Source organism: Streptomyces sp. NPDC049585 (assembly GCF_040675615.1).
Classification (GTDB): domain Bacteria; phylum Actinomycetota; class Actinomycetes; order Streptomycetales; family Streptomycetaceae; genus Streptomyces; species Streptomyces luteosporeus.
This window is the reverse complement of sequence record NZ_JBFAPE010000014.1, coordinates 1-15,673: the sequence shown is the minus strand read 5'-3', so window position 1 is coordinate 15,673 and position 15,673 is coordinate 1. Positions and strand designations below refer to the sequence as shown.

At 75.2% G+C, this 15,673-nt stretch carries 11 protein-coding genes; 5 read left to right on the top strand and 6 right to left on the bottom strand.

Annotated elements, in window-relative coordinates; genetic code table 11:
* Positions 1-107 precede the first annotated feature (107 nt).
* A complete protein-coding gene (locus AB0K17_RS16565; RefSeq protein WP_365969947.1) occupies positions 108-1,400 on the top strand; it encodes an ABC transporter substrate-binding protein in 1,293 nt (430 codons plus the stop codon).
* Between the two features lie 56 nt (positions 1,401-1,456).
* Here AB0K17_RS16565 and AB0K17_RS16560 read toward each other — a convergent pair whose 3' ends face one another.
* On the bottom strand, positions 1,457-3,499 hold the full coding sequence (locus AB0K17_RS16560; protein ID WP_365983316.1) for a hypothetical protein: 2,043 nt from the start codon (positions 3,497-3,499) through the stop codon (positions 1,457-1,459).
* 200 nt (positions 3,500-3,699) lie between these two features.
* Entirely contained in the window at positions 3,700-5,088 is a 1,389-nt protein-coding gene (locus AB0K17_RS16555; RefSeq protein WP_365969949.1) for a transcriptional regulator, read from the bottom strand.
* Positions 5,089-5,465: 377 nt separating this feature from the next.
* Between AB0K17_RS16555 and AB0K17_RS16550 the strand changes: the two genes are divergently transcribed.
* From AB0K17_RS16550 to AB0K17_RS16540, 3 genes are all read left to right on the top strand, one after another.
* Positions 5,466-6,146, top strand: coding sequence for a bifunctional DNA primase/polymerase (locus AB0K17_RS16550; RefSeq protein WP_365983315.1), 681 nt, complete (start codon positions 5,466-5,468; stop codon positions 6,144-6,146).
* A gap of 162 nt (positions 6,147-6,308) precedes the next feature.
* Positions 6,309-7,106, top strand: a complete 798-nt coding sequence (locus AB0K17_RS16545; protein WP_365983314.1) for an ABC transporter ATP-binding protein — start codon at positions 6,309-6,311, stop codon at positions 7,104-7,106.
* Positions 7,103-8,716: a transporter gene (locus AB0K17_RS16540; protein ID WP_365983313.1), complete on the top strand. Its 1,614-nt coding sequence runs from the start codon at positions 7,103-7,105 to the stop codon at positions 8,714-8,716. The genes AB0K17_RS16545 and AB0K17_RS16540 overlap by 4 nt, the downstream gene beginning before the upstream one ends.
* 153 nt (positions 8,717-8,869) lie before the next feature.
* Here AB0K17_RS16540 and AB0K17_RS16535 read toward each other — a convergent pair whose 3' ends face one another.
* The 3 genes from AB0K17_RS16535 to AB0K17_RS16525 form a co-directional block, all read right to left on the bottom strand.
* Positions 8,870-10,282, bottom strand: coding sequence for an FAD-dependent monooxygenase (locus AB0K17_RS16535; protein WP_365983312.1), 1,413 nt, complete (start codon positions 10,280-10,282; stop codon positions 8,870-8,872).
* A 126-nt stretch (positions 10,283-10,408) separates the two neighbouring features.
* Entirely contained in the window at positions 10,409-11,278 is an 870-nt protein-coding gene (locus AB0K17_RS16530) for an alpha/beta hydrolase (protein WP_365969958.1), read from the bottom strand.
* 518 nt (positions 11,279-11,796) lie between these two features.
* Positions 11,797-12,489: a metal-dependent transcriptional regulator gene (locus tag AB0K17_RS16525; protein WP_365969954.1), complete on the bottom strand. Its 693-nt coding sequence runs from the start codon at positions 12,487-12,489 to the stop codon at positions 11,797-11,799.
* Between the two features lie 153 nt (positions 12,490-12,642).
* Between AB0K17_RS16525 and AB0K17_RS16520 the strand changes: the two genes are divergently transcribed.
* On the top strand, positions 12,643-13,416 hold the full coding sequence (locus AB0K17_RS16520) for an SIS domain-containing protein (RefSeq protein WP_365969955.1): 774 nt from the start codon (positions 12,643-12,645) through the stop codon (positions 13,414-13,416).
* 167 nt (positions 13,417-13,583) lie between these two features.
* On the opposite strand, the gene AB0K17_RS16515 is transcribed toward AB0K17_RS16520, so the two are convergent.
* Positions 13,584-14,981 (bottom strand): PAS domain-containing protein, encoded by a 1,398-nt coding sequence (locus tag AB0K17_RS16515; protein ID WP_365969956.1) that lies wholly within the window; start codon positions 14,979-14,981, stop codon positions 13,584-13,586.
* Positions 14,982-15,673 lie beyond the last annotated feature (692 nt).

Sequence of the window (15,673 nt, the reverse complement as noted above, 5' to 3'; positions counted from 1 at the left end):
TTCCCTTCGACCGCGCCGCGCCCGCACCCCGGTGTTCACCGCCGCGTCATGGCCCGTCGACCGGTGATCGCTCGCCCGTTTCCGGACGGGCCCGAGGCTCGTGGACCATGACCACGACGGGACGGAGCACCACCGGACGACGGCCACGACGCCGCGCGTTGCTCACCGCGGCCCTCGCCGCCGTCACCGGTCTGGGGCTGTACGCCGGCTGCGGCGCACTGACCGGCGCGCACGGCGCCTCCCGCGCCCCCATCACCGTCATGACCTGGGCCCCCGAGGGCACCCGCGCCACCAACATGGGCGGCATGCCCGCCATGGCCGGCGCCTACGCCCGCTGGGTCAACGCCCACGGCGGCATCCACGGCCGCCCCCTGCGCGTCCTCACCTGCAACGAGCACAACGACAGCGTCGCCGCCGCCCGCTGCGCCCAGCAGGCCGTCCGGGAGGAGGCCGTCGCCGTCGTCGGCTCCTACAGCCAGCACGGGCGCTCCTCCCTCTCCCCCCTCGAAGCGTCCGGCACGCCCTACATCGGCGGGTACGGGGTCAGCGGCGAGGAATTCGCCAGCCCCGTCTCCTACCCCGTCAACGGCGGCCAGCCCGCGCTCCTCGCCGGCCTCGGCCACCAGCTGGCCGGCACCTGCGGGCACGTGGCACTCGTCCGCCCCGACACCATCGCCGGCGACCGGATGCCCGCCCTCCTCGACGCCGGGCTCGCGGCCGGCGGCCGGCCGGCCGCCACCGACATCCGGGCCCCCGAGGCCGCCACCGACTACAGCCGGCACGGCACCGCCGCCCTCGCCGCCACCGCGCCCGGCCGCGACGGCTGCGTCGCCGCCGCCCTCGGCGAGCGCACCCGCACCTTCTTCGACTCCTTCCGCCGCATGGACACCGGCGGCGTCCGCATCGGCGCGGTCCTGGGCAGCGTCACCCAGTCCCTCGTCGACAGCACCGGCGGAGCGGCGAGCCCCCTGGAAGGGGCGTACGTCACCGGCTGGTACCCGGCGGCCGACGACCCGCGCTGGGCACCCCTGCGCAAGGTCGTCCAGGAACACGCCTTCGGCGACAACCGCGTCGACCCCGCCGACCCGGGCGTCCAGACCACCTGGCTCGCCTACACGGTGCTGCGCTCCGTCCTGGACTCCCTCGACCCCGACGACATCAGCACCCAGTCCGTCCGGCACGCCCTCGACGGCGGCCACCGCGTCGACACCGGCGGCCTCACGCCGCCGCTCAGCTGGCGCCGCCAGGACCTGCTCGCGGCGCGCGACCACCCGCGCATCGTCAACGCGAACGTCACCCACCAGGTGGTGCGCGGCGGGCGCGTGGTCGCGCTGCGCAACGGTTCCGTGAACGTGGCGCGGACGCTGGAGGCGCGGCGGGACGGCCGCGACGGCCGCTGAGGGCCGCCGAGAGTCGCCGAGGGCCGCCGAGGGCCGCCGAGAGCGCCGGCGGAACGTTACAGCTGGGTCCAGTCGTGCGTCGTCAGCCCGTACTTCCGCGCGATCGGGTTCCACAGGTCCGCGGCCCGCTTCTTGGCGTCGGTGGCCGCGGCACTGTCCCTGTCGCCGGCGACGCTGTCCTTCGTCGGCCGGGCGTGGCCCTTCACGCAGACCTTCTTGTCACCGGCCTGGTGCGCCCACGCCGCGTAGTGACTGTCCGCCGACGCGGACGACTTCCACGCCGTCGTCAACTGTGCGGTGAGATCGCCACTGTTGGGCAATTTGTCGACCGGGGTCTGCGCGAGACGCGAGACGAGCCCGTTGCGCTGACCGGCGGCAGCGGTCAGATCCGCCGCCGACTTGTCCAGGTCCTTGCACTCCCGGGTGGCCGCCACCGCCTTGATCACGGCATCCCGGCTGTTGTTGCTGTCCTTCAGCAGCGCGTCCAGCGCCTTGGCCTGCGCCGCCGCGGGATCGGCGGACGGCGACGCCGACGGGGACGGCGACGCGGACGGACTCGGCGAACCCTCCTGCGCGGGCGCCTGCGAGGCGGCCGGACTGCTCGCGGCCGCGTTCTGCGGCGAGCCCTTGTCGTCCCCACCACTGAGCAGCGCCCCGGCCCCCAGACCGGCCACGGCACAACCGGCGACGACGGCGGCAATGAGCACGGCGGGCGACTTCTTCCGCCGCGGCGGTACGGGGGCGGCGGGTGCCGCGGGTGCGGGTGCGGGGGGCGGCCCCTGGGGGCCGCCCGGGACGGGCGGCAGGAGTTCCGTGGACGCGGCCGCACGGAAGAGGGTGTCGAACTCGGCGGGCGTCGCCCGCTCCCCGGCAGGCGCCATCACCGCGAACGGCGCCGCGGGACCCCGCGCCGGCGCCTCACCGGAGCCCGTCCCGGGCACGGGCGGCGTCCCACCCACCGGCGGCAGCACGGTGGTGGCGGCCGCGTCGCCGCCGCGGCCCGCACCGGGGCCCGTGCCGGGCATGGACGGCAGCACGGTGGTGGCAGCGGCATCGCCGCCCTGCGACGGCCCACCGGCGCCGGGTGCGTACGGGCCGGGGGCGGCGGCGTCACCGCCGTGCGTGCCGAAGCCCGCGCCGGCACCGCCCTGCGGTGGCGCACCCGCACCCGGGTGACCGGAACCCGCCCCGGCGGCGCCCGCACCGCCCACCGGCGGAAGCACGGTGGTCGCTGCCGCGCCGCCGAAGCCCGCGCCGGGCACCGGCAGCACCGTGGTCGCCTCGGCAGCACTGTCCGCCGACGCCACCGCGCGGCCCTGCGGCGCACCCGGGTACGCCCTCGGGACCACGTCCCCGTTCCGCGGGCCGAAGCCCGCGCCCGCGCTGCTCACCGGGGGCAGCACCGTGGTCGCCTCGGCGTCCCCGCCCTGCGGGGGCGTGCCCGACCCGAACGGGCCGAAGCCCGCACCGGGCGCAGGCAGCACCGTGGTCGCCTCGGCCGCGCTGTCGCGCGGCGCCTCCGCGTCGCCGGCCGGGCCGAAGCCCCCGCCGTCGGCCACCGGTGGCAACACCGTCGTGGCCGCCGCGTCACCGCCGAAGGCGCCGAATCCGCTGCCCCCGCCGTCCTGCGGCGTCATGTCACCGCCCGGGCGGCCGAAACCCGCCCCCGCGGCGGCCCCGCCGCCCACCGGCGGCAGCACCGTCGTGGCCGCCGCATCGCCGGCCCGCGGCGGCGCACCCGCGCCCGGGGCCACGGCGTCGCCATCGGGCGAACCGAACCCCGTACCGGGCACAGGTGCCGCCCCGCCGCCCCGCGGGCCGAAGCCCGCACCGGCGGCGTCCCCGCCCGAAGCGGCGAACCTTCCACCCGCCCCGCCGCCCTGCGGCCAGTCGTCGTGGGTGCCGGCCCGGCCCCCCGGGCGCGGGGGGATCGGGGGGAGGAGTGTCGTCGGGGCTGCGTCGCCGTACGTGGCCGGGGGTGCGTCGTCCGCCTCGCGTATCTCGTGCAGGCCCGCCTCGTCCGCCGCGCGGGGCGGGAACGCCGGGGGCGCAGGGAAGTGCGGGGCCAGGCCCGGGCGGGTCTCCGGGGGCAGGGGCACGCGGGCTGACGTCGGCGTCGGCGTCGGTTCGCCGCCGGGGGGCGAAGGGGGGCCGCTCTGCGTCACCGGTGACTCCTCGGGCTGTGGCGGGACTTAGGAAACCGGCCGCTCACGCTACCGGTTCGTCCCGCCGGTCGGCCATGTGCCGCCGGGCTCCCCCCTGCCCGGCGGCACGTACCGTGCGTACAACGCATTTCGCCCTACGCGGCCTGCACCTCCAGCCTCGCGCCGAACTCCCGTACCACCGGCTCGTCCCGGAACGGCTCCAGCCGCTGCTGGAAGTCGTCGAGGTACTCCGCACCGCGGTTGGACCTCAGCGTGCCCAGCAGTTCCAGGGCGCGGGTGCCGGTGGCGCAGGCCTCCTCCACCTCGCGCTGCTGCACGTGGGCCGTGGCCAGGAGCAGCAGGTCGATGGCGCGGCGCCGCACGCGCCCGGTGGGGTGCACGGCGAGGGCGTCCTCGGCGTGCCGCCGGGCGGGTTCGGCCTGGCCGAGGTCGCGGTGGCAGTGCGCCAGCTCGTCCGAGAGGTAGGCCCGGTCGAAGTGGCGGATCCACGAGGGGTCGTCACCGGACTCCGGCCCGTTGTCGGCGGCCTCCAGCCGGGAGACGGCCCGGCTCGCGACGACCTGGCAGGAGCGCGCGTCGCCCAGCAGGGCGTGCCCGCGCGCCTCGGCGGCGTAGAACATCGCCTCGGCCCGCGGGGTGACGTGTCCGCGCGCGCCTTCCTGTGCCGCCTTGGCGAGCTGGGCGATCTCGCGCGGGTTGCCGAGCGAGGCGGCGAGGTGGCTCATGCTGGCGGCCAGCACGTACCCCCCGTACGCCCGGTCGCCGGCCGCCTGGGCCAGCCGCAGCGCCTGGATGTAGTAGCGCTGGGCGAGCCCGGGCTGCCCGGTGTCGACGGCCATGTAGCCGGCGAGCTCGGTGAGCCGGGCGACGGCCGCGAACAGTTCGCGCCCGACGGCCTCCCGGTAGGAGCCGGCCAGCAGGCCGGAGACGACGCTGTTGAGGTAGTGGACGACGACGGGGCGCACGTGCCCGCTGCCGTAACGGTGGTCGAGTTCGATGAGCGCGTCGGTCGTCGCGCGCACGGCCTCCACGTCCGAGGGGCCCACGCGCGCCCCGGCGGTGCGGGCGACCTGCGGGTCGGCGCCCGTGATCAGCCAGTCGCGGCTGGGTTCGACGAGCGCGGAGGACGCCACCGACGTGCCGCTGAGGAAGTCGCGGCGGCCGACGTCGCTGCGCCACAGCTCGCAGACCTGCTCGATGGCCCCGAGGACGGTCGGGGAGAACTGCAGCCCGACGCCCGAGGCGAGGTTCTTGCCGTTGGCCATGCCGATCTCGTCGATGGTGACGGAGCGGCCCAGCTTGCGCCCGAGGGCCTCGGCGATGACGGCGGGGGCGCGGCCGCGCGGCTGCTGTCCGCGCAGCCAGCGGGCCACGGACGTCTTGTCGTACCGCAGGTCCAGACCGTGCTCGGCGCCGCACATGTTGACCCGGCGCGCCAATCCGGCATTGGAGCAGCCGGCTTCCTGGATGAGCGCTTGCAGCCGTTCGTTCGGCTGTCGCGCCACGAGTGGCCGTGCGGCCATGTCTTAACCCCCTGAGACTGCTATGCGTTCGCGATGGGCTCCGCTGGATGCGGAGGTGCGGGCACTGCGGTGAACGCCTTCTCCTTTGATCTTTGCCCCCCTGATATCCGGAGAATGCAGGACTTGCAGGACTTGCCGGTATTGGTGCCCATGACTGCCTTGTCCGGCACGTCCCGGTGGCCGGCCGCCGAGGTGCGATGACCTTGGCCGTCAACCGCCGCCCAGGTGGCTACCCCTTCGCGGCGGTGAACCCCCGCCTGCGCCCCCGTACATGCATCCGTGCGCCCCGTGTGCTGTTACCGGCAGTTGCCGATCCCGCCCGGGCCGCCGGCAACAAGCCCGGCCCAGAGCCGTAACCCCTGGTGACAGGGGGAGTTGTGCAGCACGTGGAAGAGACCATCGGAGTAGGAGCCCCGCACATCCCCCAACAGCGCGGCGAGCGCTTGCTCGACGCCGCGGTGAGGTACGCGGAGGACCGTCACTGGGACGTATTCGCCGGCACCTGGCTGGAGGTCGTCGACGGCCGCGAGCGCTGCTCGTGCGGCGAGTTCGACTGCCCGGCCCCCGGTGCCCACCCGGCCCGCCCCGACTGGGCGACCCAGGCCACGGGGAGCGCCTCGACGGCCCGGCGCATGTGGACGAAGCAGCCCCATGCGTCCATCCTGTTGCCGACCGGTCGCACCTTCGACGCCCTCGACGTCTCCGAGTCGGCCGGCTTCCTCGCCCTGGCCCGCATGGAGCGGATGGAGATCCAGCTGGGGCCGATCACCTGCACCCCGTTCCGGCGCATGCTCTTCTTCGTGCTGCCCGGCGGGGCGGCGAAGGTCGCCGACCACGCCCGCAGGCTCGGCTGGTCCCCCGCCACCCTCGACCTGGTCGCCCGCGGCGAGGGCGACCACGTGGTCGCGCCCCCCACCCGCATCGGCGGCCGCGGCCCGGTGCAGTGGGCCCGCCAGCCCACCGCCGCCAACCGCTGGCTGCCGGACGCGGAGGAGCTGGTCAGCGCCCTGGCGTACGCCTGCGGCCGGGAGGCCGCGCTCAGCCGGGGCCGCACCTGACGCCGCCGCGGCCGATCGGTCACCGCCGATTCGTCATGGCGGACTCCTGACAAACGTCATCCGCCCGCCCCCGCCTCACCCCATAGGGTGAGGCCAGGGGGCGGGACACCGTTCCGCATCCCCGCACGCACCGCATCTCGGGGACGTAAGGAAGCGAAGCAAGTGGGACGGGACGGCAACACCGAGGGGCCCGCGGCACCCGCGGTCCGCATCGAGGGCCTGTGGAAGCGATTCGGCGAGCAGGTGGCGGTCGCCGGGATCGATCTCGAGATACCCGCCGGGCAGTTCATCGGCCTGGTCGGCCCCAACGGCGCCGGCAAGACCACCACCCTCTCCATGGTCACCGGGCTGCTGCGCCCCGACTCCGGCCGGGTGGAGATCGGCGGTACGGACGTCTGGCACGACCCCGCCGCCGTCAAGGCCCGCATCGGCGTCCTGCCCGAGGGGCTGCGGATGTTCGAGCGCCTGTCGGGGCGCGAACTCCTCACGTACATGGGCCGGCTGCGCGGCCTGCCCGGCGACGACGTCGACCGGCGGGCCACCCAGCTCCTCGACGTCCTCGACCTCGCCACGTCCCAGCACAAGCTGGTCATCGACTACTCGACCGGCATGCGCAAGAAGATCGGCCTGGCCGCCGCGCTGCTGCACAACCCGGAAGTCCTCTTCCTCGACGAGCCGTTCGAGGGCGTCGACCCGGTCTCGGCCCAGACCATCCGTACGGTCCTGGAGCGCTACACCGCCTCCGGCGCCACCGTCGTCTTCTCCAGCCACGTGATGGAACTCGTGGAATCCCTGTGCTCCTGGGTCGCGGTCCTGGCCGGCGGTCGCATCCGCGCCCACGGCACGCTCGCCGAGGTCCGCGGGGACGCGCCCACGCTGCAGGAGGCCTTCCTCGAGCTCGTCGGCGTACGCACCACCGCCGACGACAGCCTCGACTGGCTGGGCGGCGGCGTCCGATGAGCACCGCCACCGCCACCGCCCCCTCCCTCACCTCCGTCTTCGTCCGGCTGAAACTGTCGCTGCTGCGCAACGGGCTGCGGCAGTCCTCCGGGCGCAAGGCGGTGTGGATCACCTCGCTCGTCCTGGTCGCCCTCTTCGCCGCCCTGCAGTTGCTCGGCCTGATCGCCCTGCGCGGCCATGCGCACGTCGGCGCCATGACGGTGCTGCTCACGGTGGTCCTGGCGTTCGCCTGGGCCGTCGTCCCGCTGTTCTTCCCCGGCGGCGACGAAACCCTCGACCCCACCCGGCTGGTGATGCTGCCCCTGCGGCCGGCCCCGCTCGTGCGGGGGCTGCTGGCGGCCTCCCTCGTCGGCATCGGCCCCGGCTTCACCCTCGTCATCCTCGTCGGAGCGGTGATCGCCACCGCGCACGGCGCCGCGGCCGCCGCCGTCGGCGTCCCCGCCGTGGCCCTGGCCCTCCTCGTCTGCCTCGCCCTCGCCCGGGCCGTCGCCACCGCCAACGTCCGGCTGCTCACCAGCCGCCGGGGCCGCGACCTCGCCCTGCTCAGCGGCGTGGTCATCGCGGTCGGCGGACAGCTCGTCAACCTCGCCATGCGCGAGCTGGGCGGCCTCGGCATGGCCCGCCTGGAGCCCGTCGCCGACGTCGTGCGCTGGATCCCGCCCGGCTCCGCCCTCGACGCCGTACGGGCGGCCGGCGACGGCGCGTACGGACGGGCCGCCACCGGGCTCCTCGTCACCGCCCTCGGCCTCGCCGCCCTGCTGTGGTGGTGGGGGCAGAGCCTGACGAAGCTGATGACCGCCCCGGACTCCTCCACCCTCGGCGCCGCCTCCACCGGCCGCGACACCGCCCGCGGCGCTGGCCGCCCCGGCCTCGCCGCCCTGCTGCCCGCCGGCCGCACCGGCGCGGTCATGCACCGCACGCTGCGCTACATCTGGCGCGACCCGAAGACCAAGGCGTCCTGGGTCTCCGGTCTCGCCGTCGGCGCGCTGGTGCCCGTCGTCAACGCCGCCCAGGGCATGAGCAGCATCTGGTTCGCCCTCTTCGCGCCCACGATGCTGGGCCTGCAGATGTACAACCAGTTCGGGATGGACGGCTCGGCGTTCTGGATGGTCCTGCAGACCATCGGCTCCCCCCGCGAGGCCTACGCCGAACTGCGCGCCCGCGCCCTGGCCCTGGGCCTGATCGCCGTGCCGTACGTGGCCCTCGTGGTCACCGGGACGGCGGCCTTCACGGGCAAGTGGTGGCAATGGGCCGAGGTCCTGGGCCTGTCCCTGGCCCTGCTGGGCACCCTCTTCGCCACCGGCGCCGTCACCTCGGTGCTGGCCCCCTACTCCGTCCCGCAGGACAGCGGCTTCAAGAACGTGGCCCCCGGACAGGGCGCGATCGCCTGGTTCGGCATGCTCGGCGCACTCGTGGGCGCGGTGCTGTGCGCCCCCCTGGTCGGCCTCGACATCTGGCTGCACGTCGCCGGCGCGCACGACGCCCTGTGGACGCTGCTGCCGGCCGGAGCGGCGTACGGCGCCCTGGCGGCCCTGCTCGGCCTGCGCGCGGCGGCCCCGCGCCTGGCCTCCCGCCTGCCGGAGATCCTGACGGCGGTCAGCAAGGGCTGAGACACCTACCGATGGCGGAGCCCCCCGGACACCTCGTCCGGGGGGCTCCGTCGCTGTGCGGGCAATGAGGTGCAACGGCGGCGGCTACCAGCGCCGGCGCTGAAAACGGGCTCCCCCGCCGGCCTCCGGCCAGCGCCGGGAGAGCTCGTGCTCTCATTCCTCCGCGGCCTCGGCCACGTACCCGTCCGGGCGGACCAGCAGCGTCGTGCGGCTCGCGTCCGCGCGGGTGACCGTCACCACGTCGTCCTCCGCCGGCTTCGCCGTGCCGCGCGGCAGCACCCGGACGAACCGTCCCGCCCGCAGCGCCTCGTACAGGCGGACCGGGCCGCCGTCCGCGGATTCGGCCAGGGGGAGGTCCGGGGCCCGGCGGCCCGTCAGGGGGTGGGCGCCGCGCGGGGCCGGGTAGTGGATGCCCAGGCCGGAGATGGTCAGCGCGGCGCGCCGCAGCACGAACGGCGCGTAGCGCAGCACACTGCCGGCGGTGCTGCGCACGGTGCGCGCGAGCGGTGTGGACAACAGGACCGTGCGCACGAGGGCGCCGCTGACGCGCAGGACCATCGCACCGACGGGGTGGCGTTCCTCGTGGTAGCTGTCGAGGAGGTCGTCGCCGGCGCGGCCGGCGACGACGGCGGCCAGTTTCCAGCCGAGGTTGGCGGCGTCCTGCAGACCGGCGTTCATGCCGAGGCCGCCGGCGGGCGAGTGGACGTGGGCGGCGTCGCCGGCGAGGAGGACGCGGCGGTCGCGGTAGCGCGGCACCTGGCGCTCGTCGCTGTGGAAGCGCGACGTCCAGCGGGGCTCGCGCAGGCCGAAGTCCTTGCCGAAGACGCCCCGGACGACGGCCTTGAGGTTGTCGAAGTCGACGGGCGCGTCGGAGGGGAGCTCGGTGCGCCGGTCCCAGGCGATGACGCGGTACCAGCCGTCGCCGAAGGGCACGATCAAGGCGAAGCCGTCGGGGGTGCCCTGGAAGGCGGGGACCTCGTCCGGCCGGGCGTCGAGGCGGACATCGGCGAGCATGACGGAGCGCAGCACGGCCTTGCCGGGGAAGGGCATGCCGATGGCGGTGCGCACGGCGCTGCGGACGCCGTCCGCGCCGACGACGTAGCGGGCGCGCAGGGTGAGCGGTGCGCCGCCCTCCTCGGCGGGGGCCACGTCGACGTCGACGCCGTCGGTGTCCTGGCGCAGGCCGGTGACGCGGGTGCCGCGGCGGATGTCGGCGCCGGCGGCGAGCGCGCGCTGCTCCAGGAGCGCCTCCAGCTCGTACTGCGGGGTGATCAGGACGCCCGCGAAGCGGCTGTCGAGCCGGTCGAGTTCGATCCTGGTGCGGCCGAAGAGGCGTACGCCGTCGAGGAAGGTGCCGGTGGCGATGAGGGGTTCGGCCAGGGCCCGGGCGTCGAGGACTTCGAGGGTGCGGGCGTGGACGGCGAAGGCCCGGGTGAGGTTGGACTCCTCGGCCCGGCGCTCCAGCACGACCGTGCGGACGCCGGCCGCGGCGAGGTCGCCGGCCAGCAGCAGGCCGGTGGGGCCGGCTCCGACGACGAGGACGTCGGCGATGGGTTCGGTGGACATGACGCGCCCCCGTGAGTCGGTGGGTCGGTTCTCGATGGCTCGATCGCGCTCGATTGCTCCTACGTCCAGTGCACACCCGGCGCCGGATTATGTCAACGGTCGTTGAATTAATGTGCGAGGGCCGCCCTACGCCGGCACGGCCGTCTCCAGAAAGGGCTGCGCGACCCGGCGCCAGCCCTCCGGCTGCTCGTAGTGCACCAGGTGCCCGGCATCCGGGATCTCCGCATACCGGCCGCGGGGCAGGACGCGGACCATCTCCTGCGCCTCGGCACGCCCCAACGCGCCGTCCAGGCCCCGGACCACCAGCGTCGGGCACTCGACCAGGGCCAGCTCCTCCCAGTGCGCCTCGTGCGCATAGCCCTCGCGGGCCTTGAGCATCTGCCGGCGGAAGAACAGCGGCCGCCAGCCGTCGGCGCGCTCGGACATCACCTCGGCGTAGTAGTCGCCGCGGGCGGGCGCGGGCCGCTCCAGCGTGGGGTCGTCCTCGCCGAACCACTTGCGCACGTCCGCGAGGGTGGCGAAGGGCACCGGCCAGGAGCCCAGCCACTCGCCCCACTGGCGCTGGGTGGCCGCGCCCAGCGCGGAGGCGCGCATGTCGGAGATCACCAGGGCCCGCACCAGGTCGGGGCGGCGGGCGGCGAGCTGCCAGGCGGTGAGGGCGCCCATGGCGTGCCCGATGAGCGTGACGGGGGCCAGGCCCAGCTGCTCGACGGCGGCCTCGGCGTCGGCGACGTACGCCTCGCGCGCGTACGGCCCGCTGACCGGCTTGTCGCTGCGGCCGTGGCCCCGCTGGTCGAGGGCGACCGTGCGGTAGCGCTCGGAGAGCCAGCGCGCGGTCTGCGCCCAGTGGGCGGCCCGGCCCAGCAGGCCGTGCAGGAGCAGCACGCCGCCCGGCCCGCGCCCGCCGCCCTCGTCGGCCGCTCGCACCGGCCGGCCGAACTCCCAGGCGGCGAGCCGCACCCCGCCGCTTCCGGTGACCTCGATACGCCGCACCATGAGCTCTCGCACCCCCTCGTCTCCCCCGAGCACTCCACCCTATGGAACTTCCATTCGAATGAACCGTTCTGGCGCGCAACACCCCTCGTTCGAGTGACCGGGCGGCAGGATTGGCCGTCCGTGCCGAGGGGAGGAATCGACCTGGGCGCGGACCACTCGGGGAAGAAGGTCCGCGAGGCGCACCCTGGGAGCTCGGGGCTCCGGGTCGCCGCGGGGGAGAACGGGGAGGTGGGGCCCCGGCGGCCCGCAAGGGCGCCGGGGCCCTTTCCACTGCCTTCCGTGCCCGGCCCCGGGGGGCGTCCCGCGCCACGCGGGCGTCATTGCTGCCCCCTCATCCCAGCCCTCCCCGGTCGTCCTCGGCGGCGCGCGCATATGCCCTTCGGCATTCCCAGCGCCAGCGTGGCACGGCTCGGCCCCGAGCGCGCCGATTCCGCGCGGGCTCGGCAGCTTCTCGGCAGCTTGACGTAAGGCGGCGTACGTACCCGGCGGGGCCGTGCCGCAGGCGGCGTCGAGCCCGGTCAGCGCTTGGCGACGAAGACGTGCGAGGCGATGTCGGTCACGAGCTCGGCGGCCTCGCCACCGCTACCCACCATCACCCCACCGGGCGACTGCGTCACGCTGACGACGGCGCCCGGCTGGACGCCCGCCCGCCGGAGTGTGTACATCAGCTGGGCATCCGTCTGGATCGGCTCGCCGATGCGGCGCACGACCACCGTCTTGCCGTCGGCACCCGGCTCCAGCTCCGTCAGGCTGACCATGCCCTCCTCGATGTACGGCTCGGACTCGGGCTTCTCGCCCAGCTCCTCCAGGCCCGGGATCGGGTTGCCGTACGGCGACTCGGTGGGGTGACGCAGCAGCTCCAGCACCCGCCGCTCCACGGCCTCGCTCATCACGTGCTCCCAGCGGCAGGCCTCGGCGTGCACCTGCTCCCACTCCAGGCCGATCACGTCGACCAGCAGGCACTCGGCGAGCCGGTGCTTGCGCATCACGCGCGTGGCCAGCCGGCGGCCCTCCTCGGTGAGCTCCAGGTGCCGGTCGCCGGCGACGGTCACCAGGCCGTCGCGCTCCATGCGGGCCACCGTCTGGGAAACCGTCGGGCCGCTCTGGTCGAGCCGCTCGGCGATGCGGGCGCGCATGGGGACCACACCCTCCTCCTCCAGCTCGAGAATGGTGCGGAGATACATCTCCGTGGTGTCGATCAGTCCGGACATGCCGTGCCCCTCGGTAATCGTGCGCTGGCCCTGGACCCAATTCTGACGCATCCCACCGACAACGGGGCCGCGTACGCCGCGGTGCGCCCGGCGTGGACGGCCGCCGGCGCCCCCGTATTGACACGGCGGCCGTCCGCACCGCAACGTGATCCGATGAGCGAGAGCAAGCCGGTGGGCGGGAGCGATGCCGCCGGGCAGTTCCTCGGTGCCGCGATCGCCCTGCTGCAGCGGGTGCGCGAGGAGGAGGCGGAGCACATCGCCGCCGCCGGCGCGCTGCTCGCCGGCACCGTCGCGGACGGCGGCCGGCTCTTCGCCTTCGGCGCCGGCCACTCCTCGCTCGCCGCCCAGGACGTCGTCTACCGGGCCGGCGGGCTCGCCCTGATGAACCTGCTCTCCGTGCCCGGCGCCGTCGGCGTCGACGTCATGCCCGCCACCCTCGGCAGTGCCCTGGAACGCGTGGCCGGCCTGGCCGGCGCCGTGCTGGACACCAGCCCCGCGCAGCCCGGCGACGCCCTGGTCGTCGTCTCCCTCTCCGGTCGCAATTCCCTGCCCGTCGAGATGGCCATGAACGCCCGCGCCCTGGGCCTGAAGGTCGTCGGGGTCACCTCGCTCGCGTACGCGCGGCAGACCAGGTCGCGGCACGCGTCGGGCACGTTCCTCAAGGACCACTGCGACGTCGTCGTCGACACCAAGATCGGCGTCGGGGACGCGGAGCTGACCGCGGACGGCATCGGCGCGCCGTTCGGGCCCGCCTCGACCGTGGTGGCGGGCGCCGTGATGCAGGCGATCGTCGCGGCGGCGGCCGCCGAGCTCGCCGCCCGCGGCATCGACCCGCCGATGCTGCGCTCGGGCAACGTGGACGGCGGGCACGACTGGAACGGCCGGGTCCTGGCCGAGTACGCCGACCGGGTCTTCTTCCGGCACTGAGGCGCCGGCGCCGGCGCCTTTCCGGCGGATCTTCGTCGCGGCTGCCGCCGCGTGGGCGCGATCGGCCGGCGACGGCCCGCAGTCGACACACCACCCCCGGGTCCGGCGAACTGCGGGCGCGTCGTGGCTTGTCGCGCAGTTCCCCGCGCCCCTACGGGGCGCCGGGCCTACGGGAGGGAGTGGTCCTGTCCCGTCGTGACGGCCAGCGCGCCGGCCAGGTCGATCTGCGCCGCCACCCGGGAGGCGATGTCCTCCGCATAGACCGCGTCGGACCGGTCGAAGCCACGCCGGGAGGCGCCCCGCAGGAACGTCACCACCCCCACCGTCCGCCCCCGGCTGCGCAGCGCCGTCGCCAGCGCGTGCCGGGTGCCCTCGGGCCACTTGCGGGCCGCCGCCCAGTCCTGCGTACGGTCCGTGACCGCCCGCACCGAGCCGCAGCGCTCGACGGCCTGCAGGGCGGGGTGGTCCTCGCGGTAGGGCACCGGCAGCCCGCCGCCGGCCGGCAGCGGGCCCTGGCCGGGCGGGCCGGCCGGGGTGGCCGCGGCACGCACCAGCCGCACCGGCCCCTCGGGCACCGCCTGCGGTTCGGGCAGGACGTCGATCAGGGCGTGGTCGGCGAAACCGGCGAGGGCGAATTCGAGGCAGAGCGCGGCGGCCTCCATCGGGTCCTCGCACTCGCCGACCGCGCGTCCCGCCCGGTGCAGCTGGCTGCCGCGGAAGCGCAGCCGGGCGCTCTCCTGCTCGGCGAGCCGGGTCTTGGTCACGTCGAGGAAGAGCCAGGCCACGCCGAGCGGCACGGGCTCCTCGGCCAGCGGGCTGGCCAGCCGTACGAAGCCGCTGCGCCAGCAGCGCCGCTCCGGTACGGGCGAGGGGCCGCTGCCGGGGCGCAGGGTCACCCACAGTTCGCTGGGCGCGGGTGGTGTGCCGCCCGCCAGGACGTGCTGCAGTGCGCCCTCCAAATCCTCCACGCCCGCGTCGAGCAGCTCCCCGAGCGGCCGGCCGAGCAGGGCGGCGCGGCCGGCGCGCAGGGCGCGGGCGGCGTGGGCGTTGGCGAGGGCGGGGCGCAGGTCGGCGTCGACCAGGACGACGCCCCAGGGCGCGTCGCCGAACAGGGCCTCGCCGAGTGCGACGGAGCGTTCGAGGTCGAGTTGGGTGTGCACCTCGCTGAAGGCGCAGTAGACGCCGGTCGGGGTGCCGTCGGCGCCGGGCACGGCGGCCGACTGCACGCGCACCAGTACTCTGCCGCCGTCCTTGGTCACCAGCGCGAACTCGTCCACCCTGCGGCCCGCCGAGCCCATGGCGGCCAGCAGTCGCGCGCCGACCTCGTCGGCGTCCGCCTCGCGCGCCGCCCAGCCGCCCAGGCCGCGCCGGCCCACGGCCTCCTCGGCCGACCAGCCCAGTATCCGCTCGGCCTCGCGGTTCCAGTGGGTGACCGTGCCGTCCGCGTCGAACGCGCACAGCGCGGCGTCCATGCCGTCGAGGAGGGCCGCCAGCAGGTCGTGGTCCTCGCTGTCGGAGCCGTCCTGGGCCGCTGCAGCCGGCCCTGACTGGTGTGGAGCGGTCACGGGATACCCCCTGCCGGACGTGTCCGCCGTGTCTGCACGGTCCTGCACGAGGGGTCATTCAACTCGACCGGGCGTAAGGCCGCGCCGCGTTTCCCGGAGTTCCCCGGAAAAAATCCGGTTGTGGGCCGGCGGAGCGGTTCCTAGGCTGTGGGGCACACGAGAAGGGAGGTGGTTCGGAGCATGATTTCTTTCCGGACGCGTGAGGTGACTGCGGGCTAGCGCCCGTCGTCCCGCACTACGCGGTGCCGGCGTCCGCGCCGGCCAATTCCCAGCAGTCACCCGGTCCGTGGGCCGCCGAGACGTCCGCTCGGCCGCCGCGCCGCCGCACACCTGTGCGGACGGCGCGGTGTTCAGGCCCACGGGCCGTCTGCGTTCCCGGGGGCGATGTGCTTCCAGGCGTGTCCGGCGGATCTTCGTCACGCAGCCACCACGGCGCCCCGTCAGGGGCGCGGGGAACTGCGCGACAAGCCACGATGCGCCCGCAGATGGGGTGCCGCGCTTCGCCCCCGGCGCGTCGACTGCAGGCCGTCGCCGGCTGATCGCGCAGTTCCCCGCGCCCCTACGGGGCACTGCATGATCCGCCGGACACGGCCTAGGTGTGTTGTCCCGGGACGTTGGTGACACGCGGGCTGGGTGCTTGAACGGGTGAGGGCCTTCTGGCTCGGTGTGGATTGCGACATCTACGCCGATGA

Coding starts and splice junctions, on each gene's coding strand:
- AB0K17_RS16530 (WP_365969958.1), bottom strand. CDS start 11,278: ATGGTGCGGCGTATCGAGGTCACCGGAAGCGGCGGGGTGCGGCTCGCC.
- AB0K17_RS16525 (WP_365969954.1), bottom strand. CDS start 12,489: ATGTCCGGACTGATCGACACCACGGAGATGTATCTCCGCACCATTCTC.
- AB0K17_RS16540 (WP_365983313.1), top strand. CDS start 7,103: ATGAGCACCGCCACCGCCACCGCCCCCTCCCTCACCTCCGTCTTCGTC.
- AB0K17_RS16565 (WP_365969947.1), top strand. CDS start 108: ATGACCACGACGGGACGGAGCACCACCGGACGACGGCCACGACGCCGC.
- AB0K17_RS16520 (WP_365969955.1), top strand. CDS start 12,643: ATGAGCGAGAGCAAGCCGGTGGGCGGGAGCGATGCCGCCGGGCAGTTC.
- AB0K17_RS16535 (WP_365983312.1), bottom strand. CDS start 10,282: ATGTCCACCGAACCCATCGCCGACGTCCTCGTCGTCGGAGCCGGCCCC.
- AB0K17_RS16555 (WP_365969949.1), bottom strand. CDS start 5,088: ATGGCCGCACGGCCACTCGTGGCGCGACAGCCGAACGAACGGCTGCAA.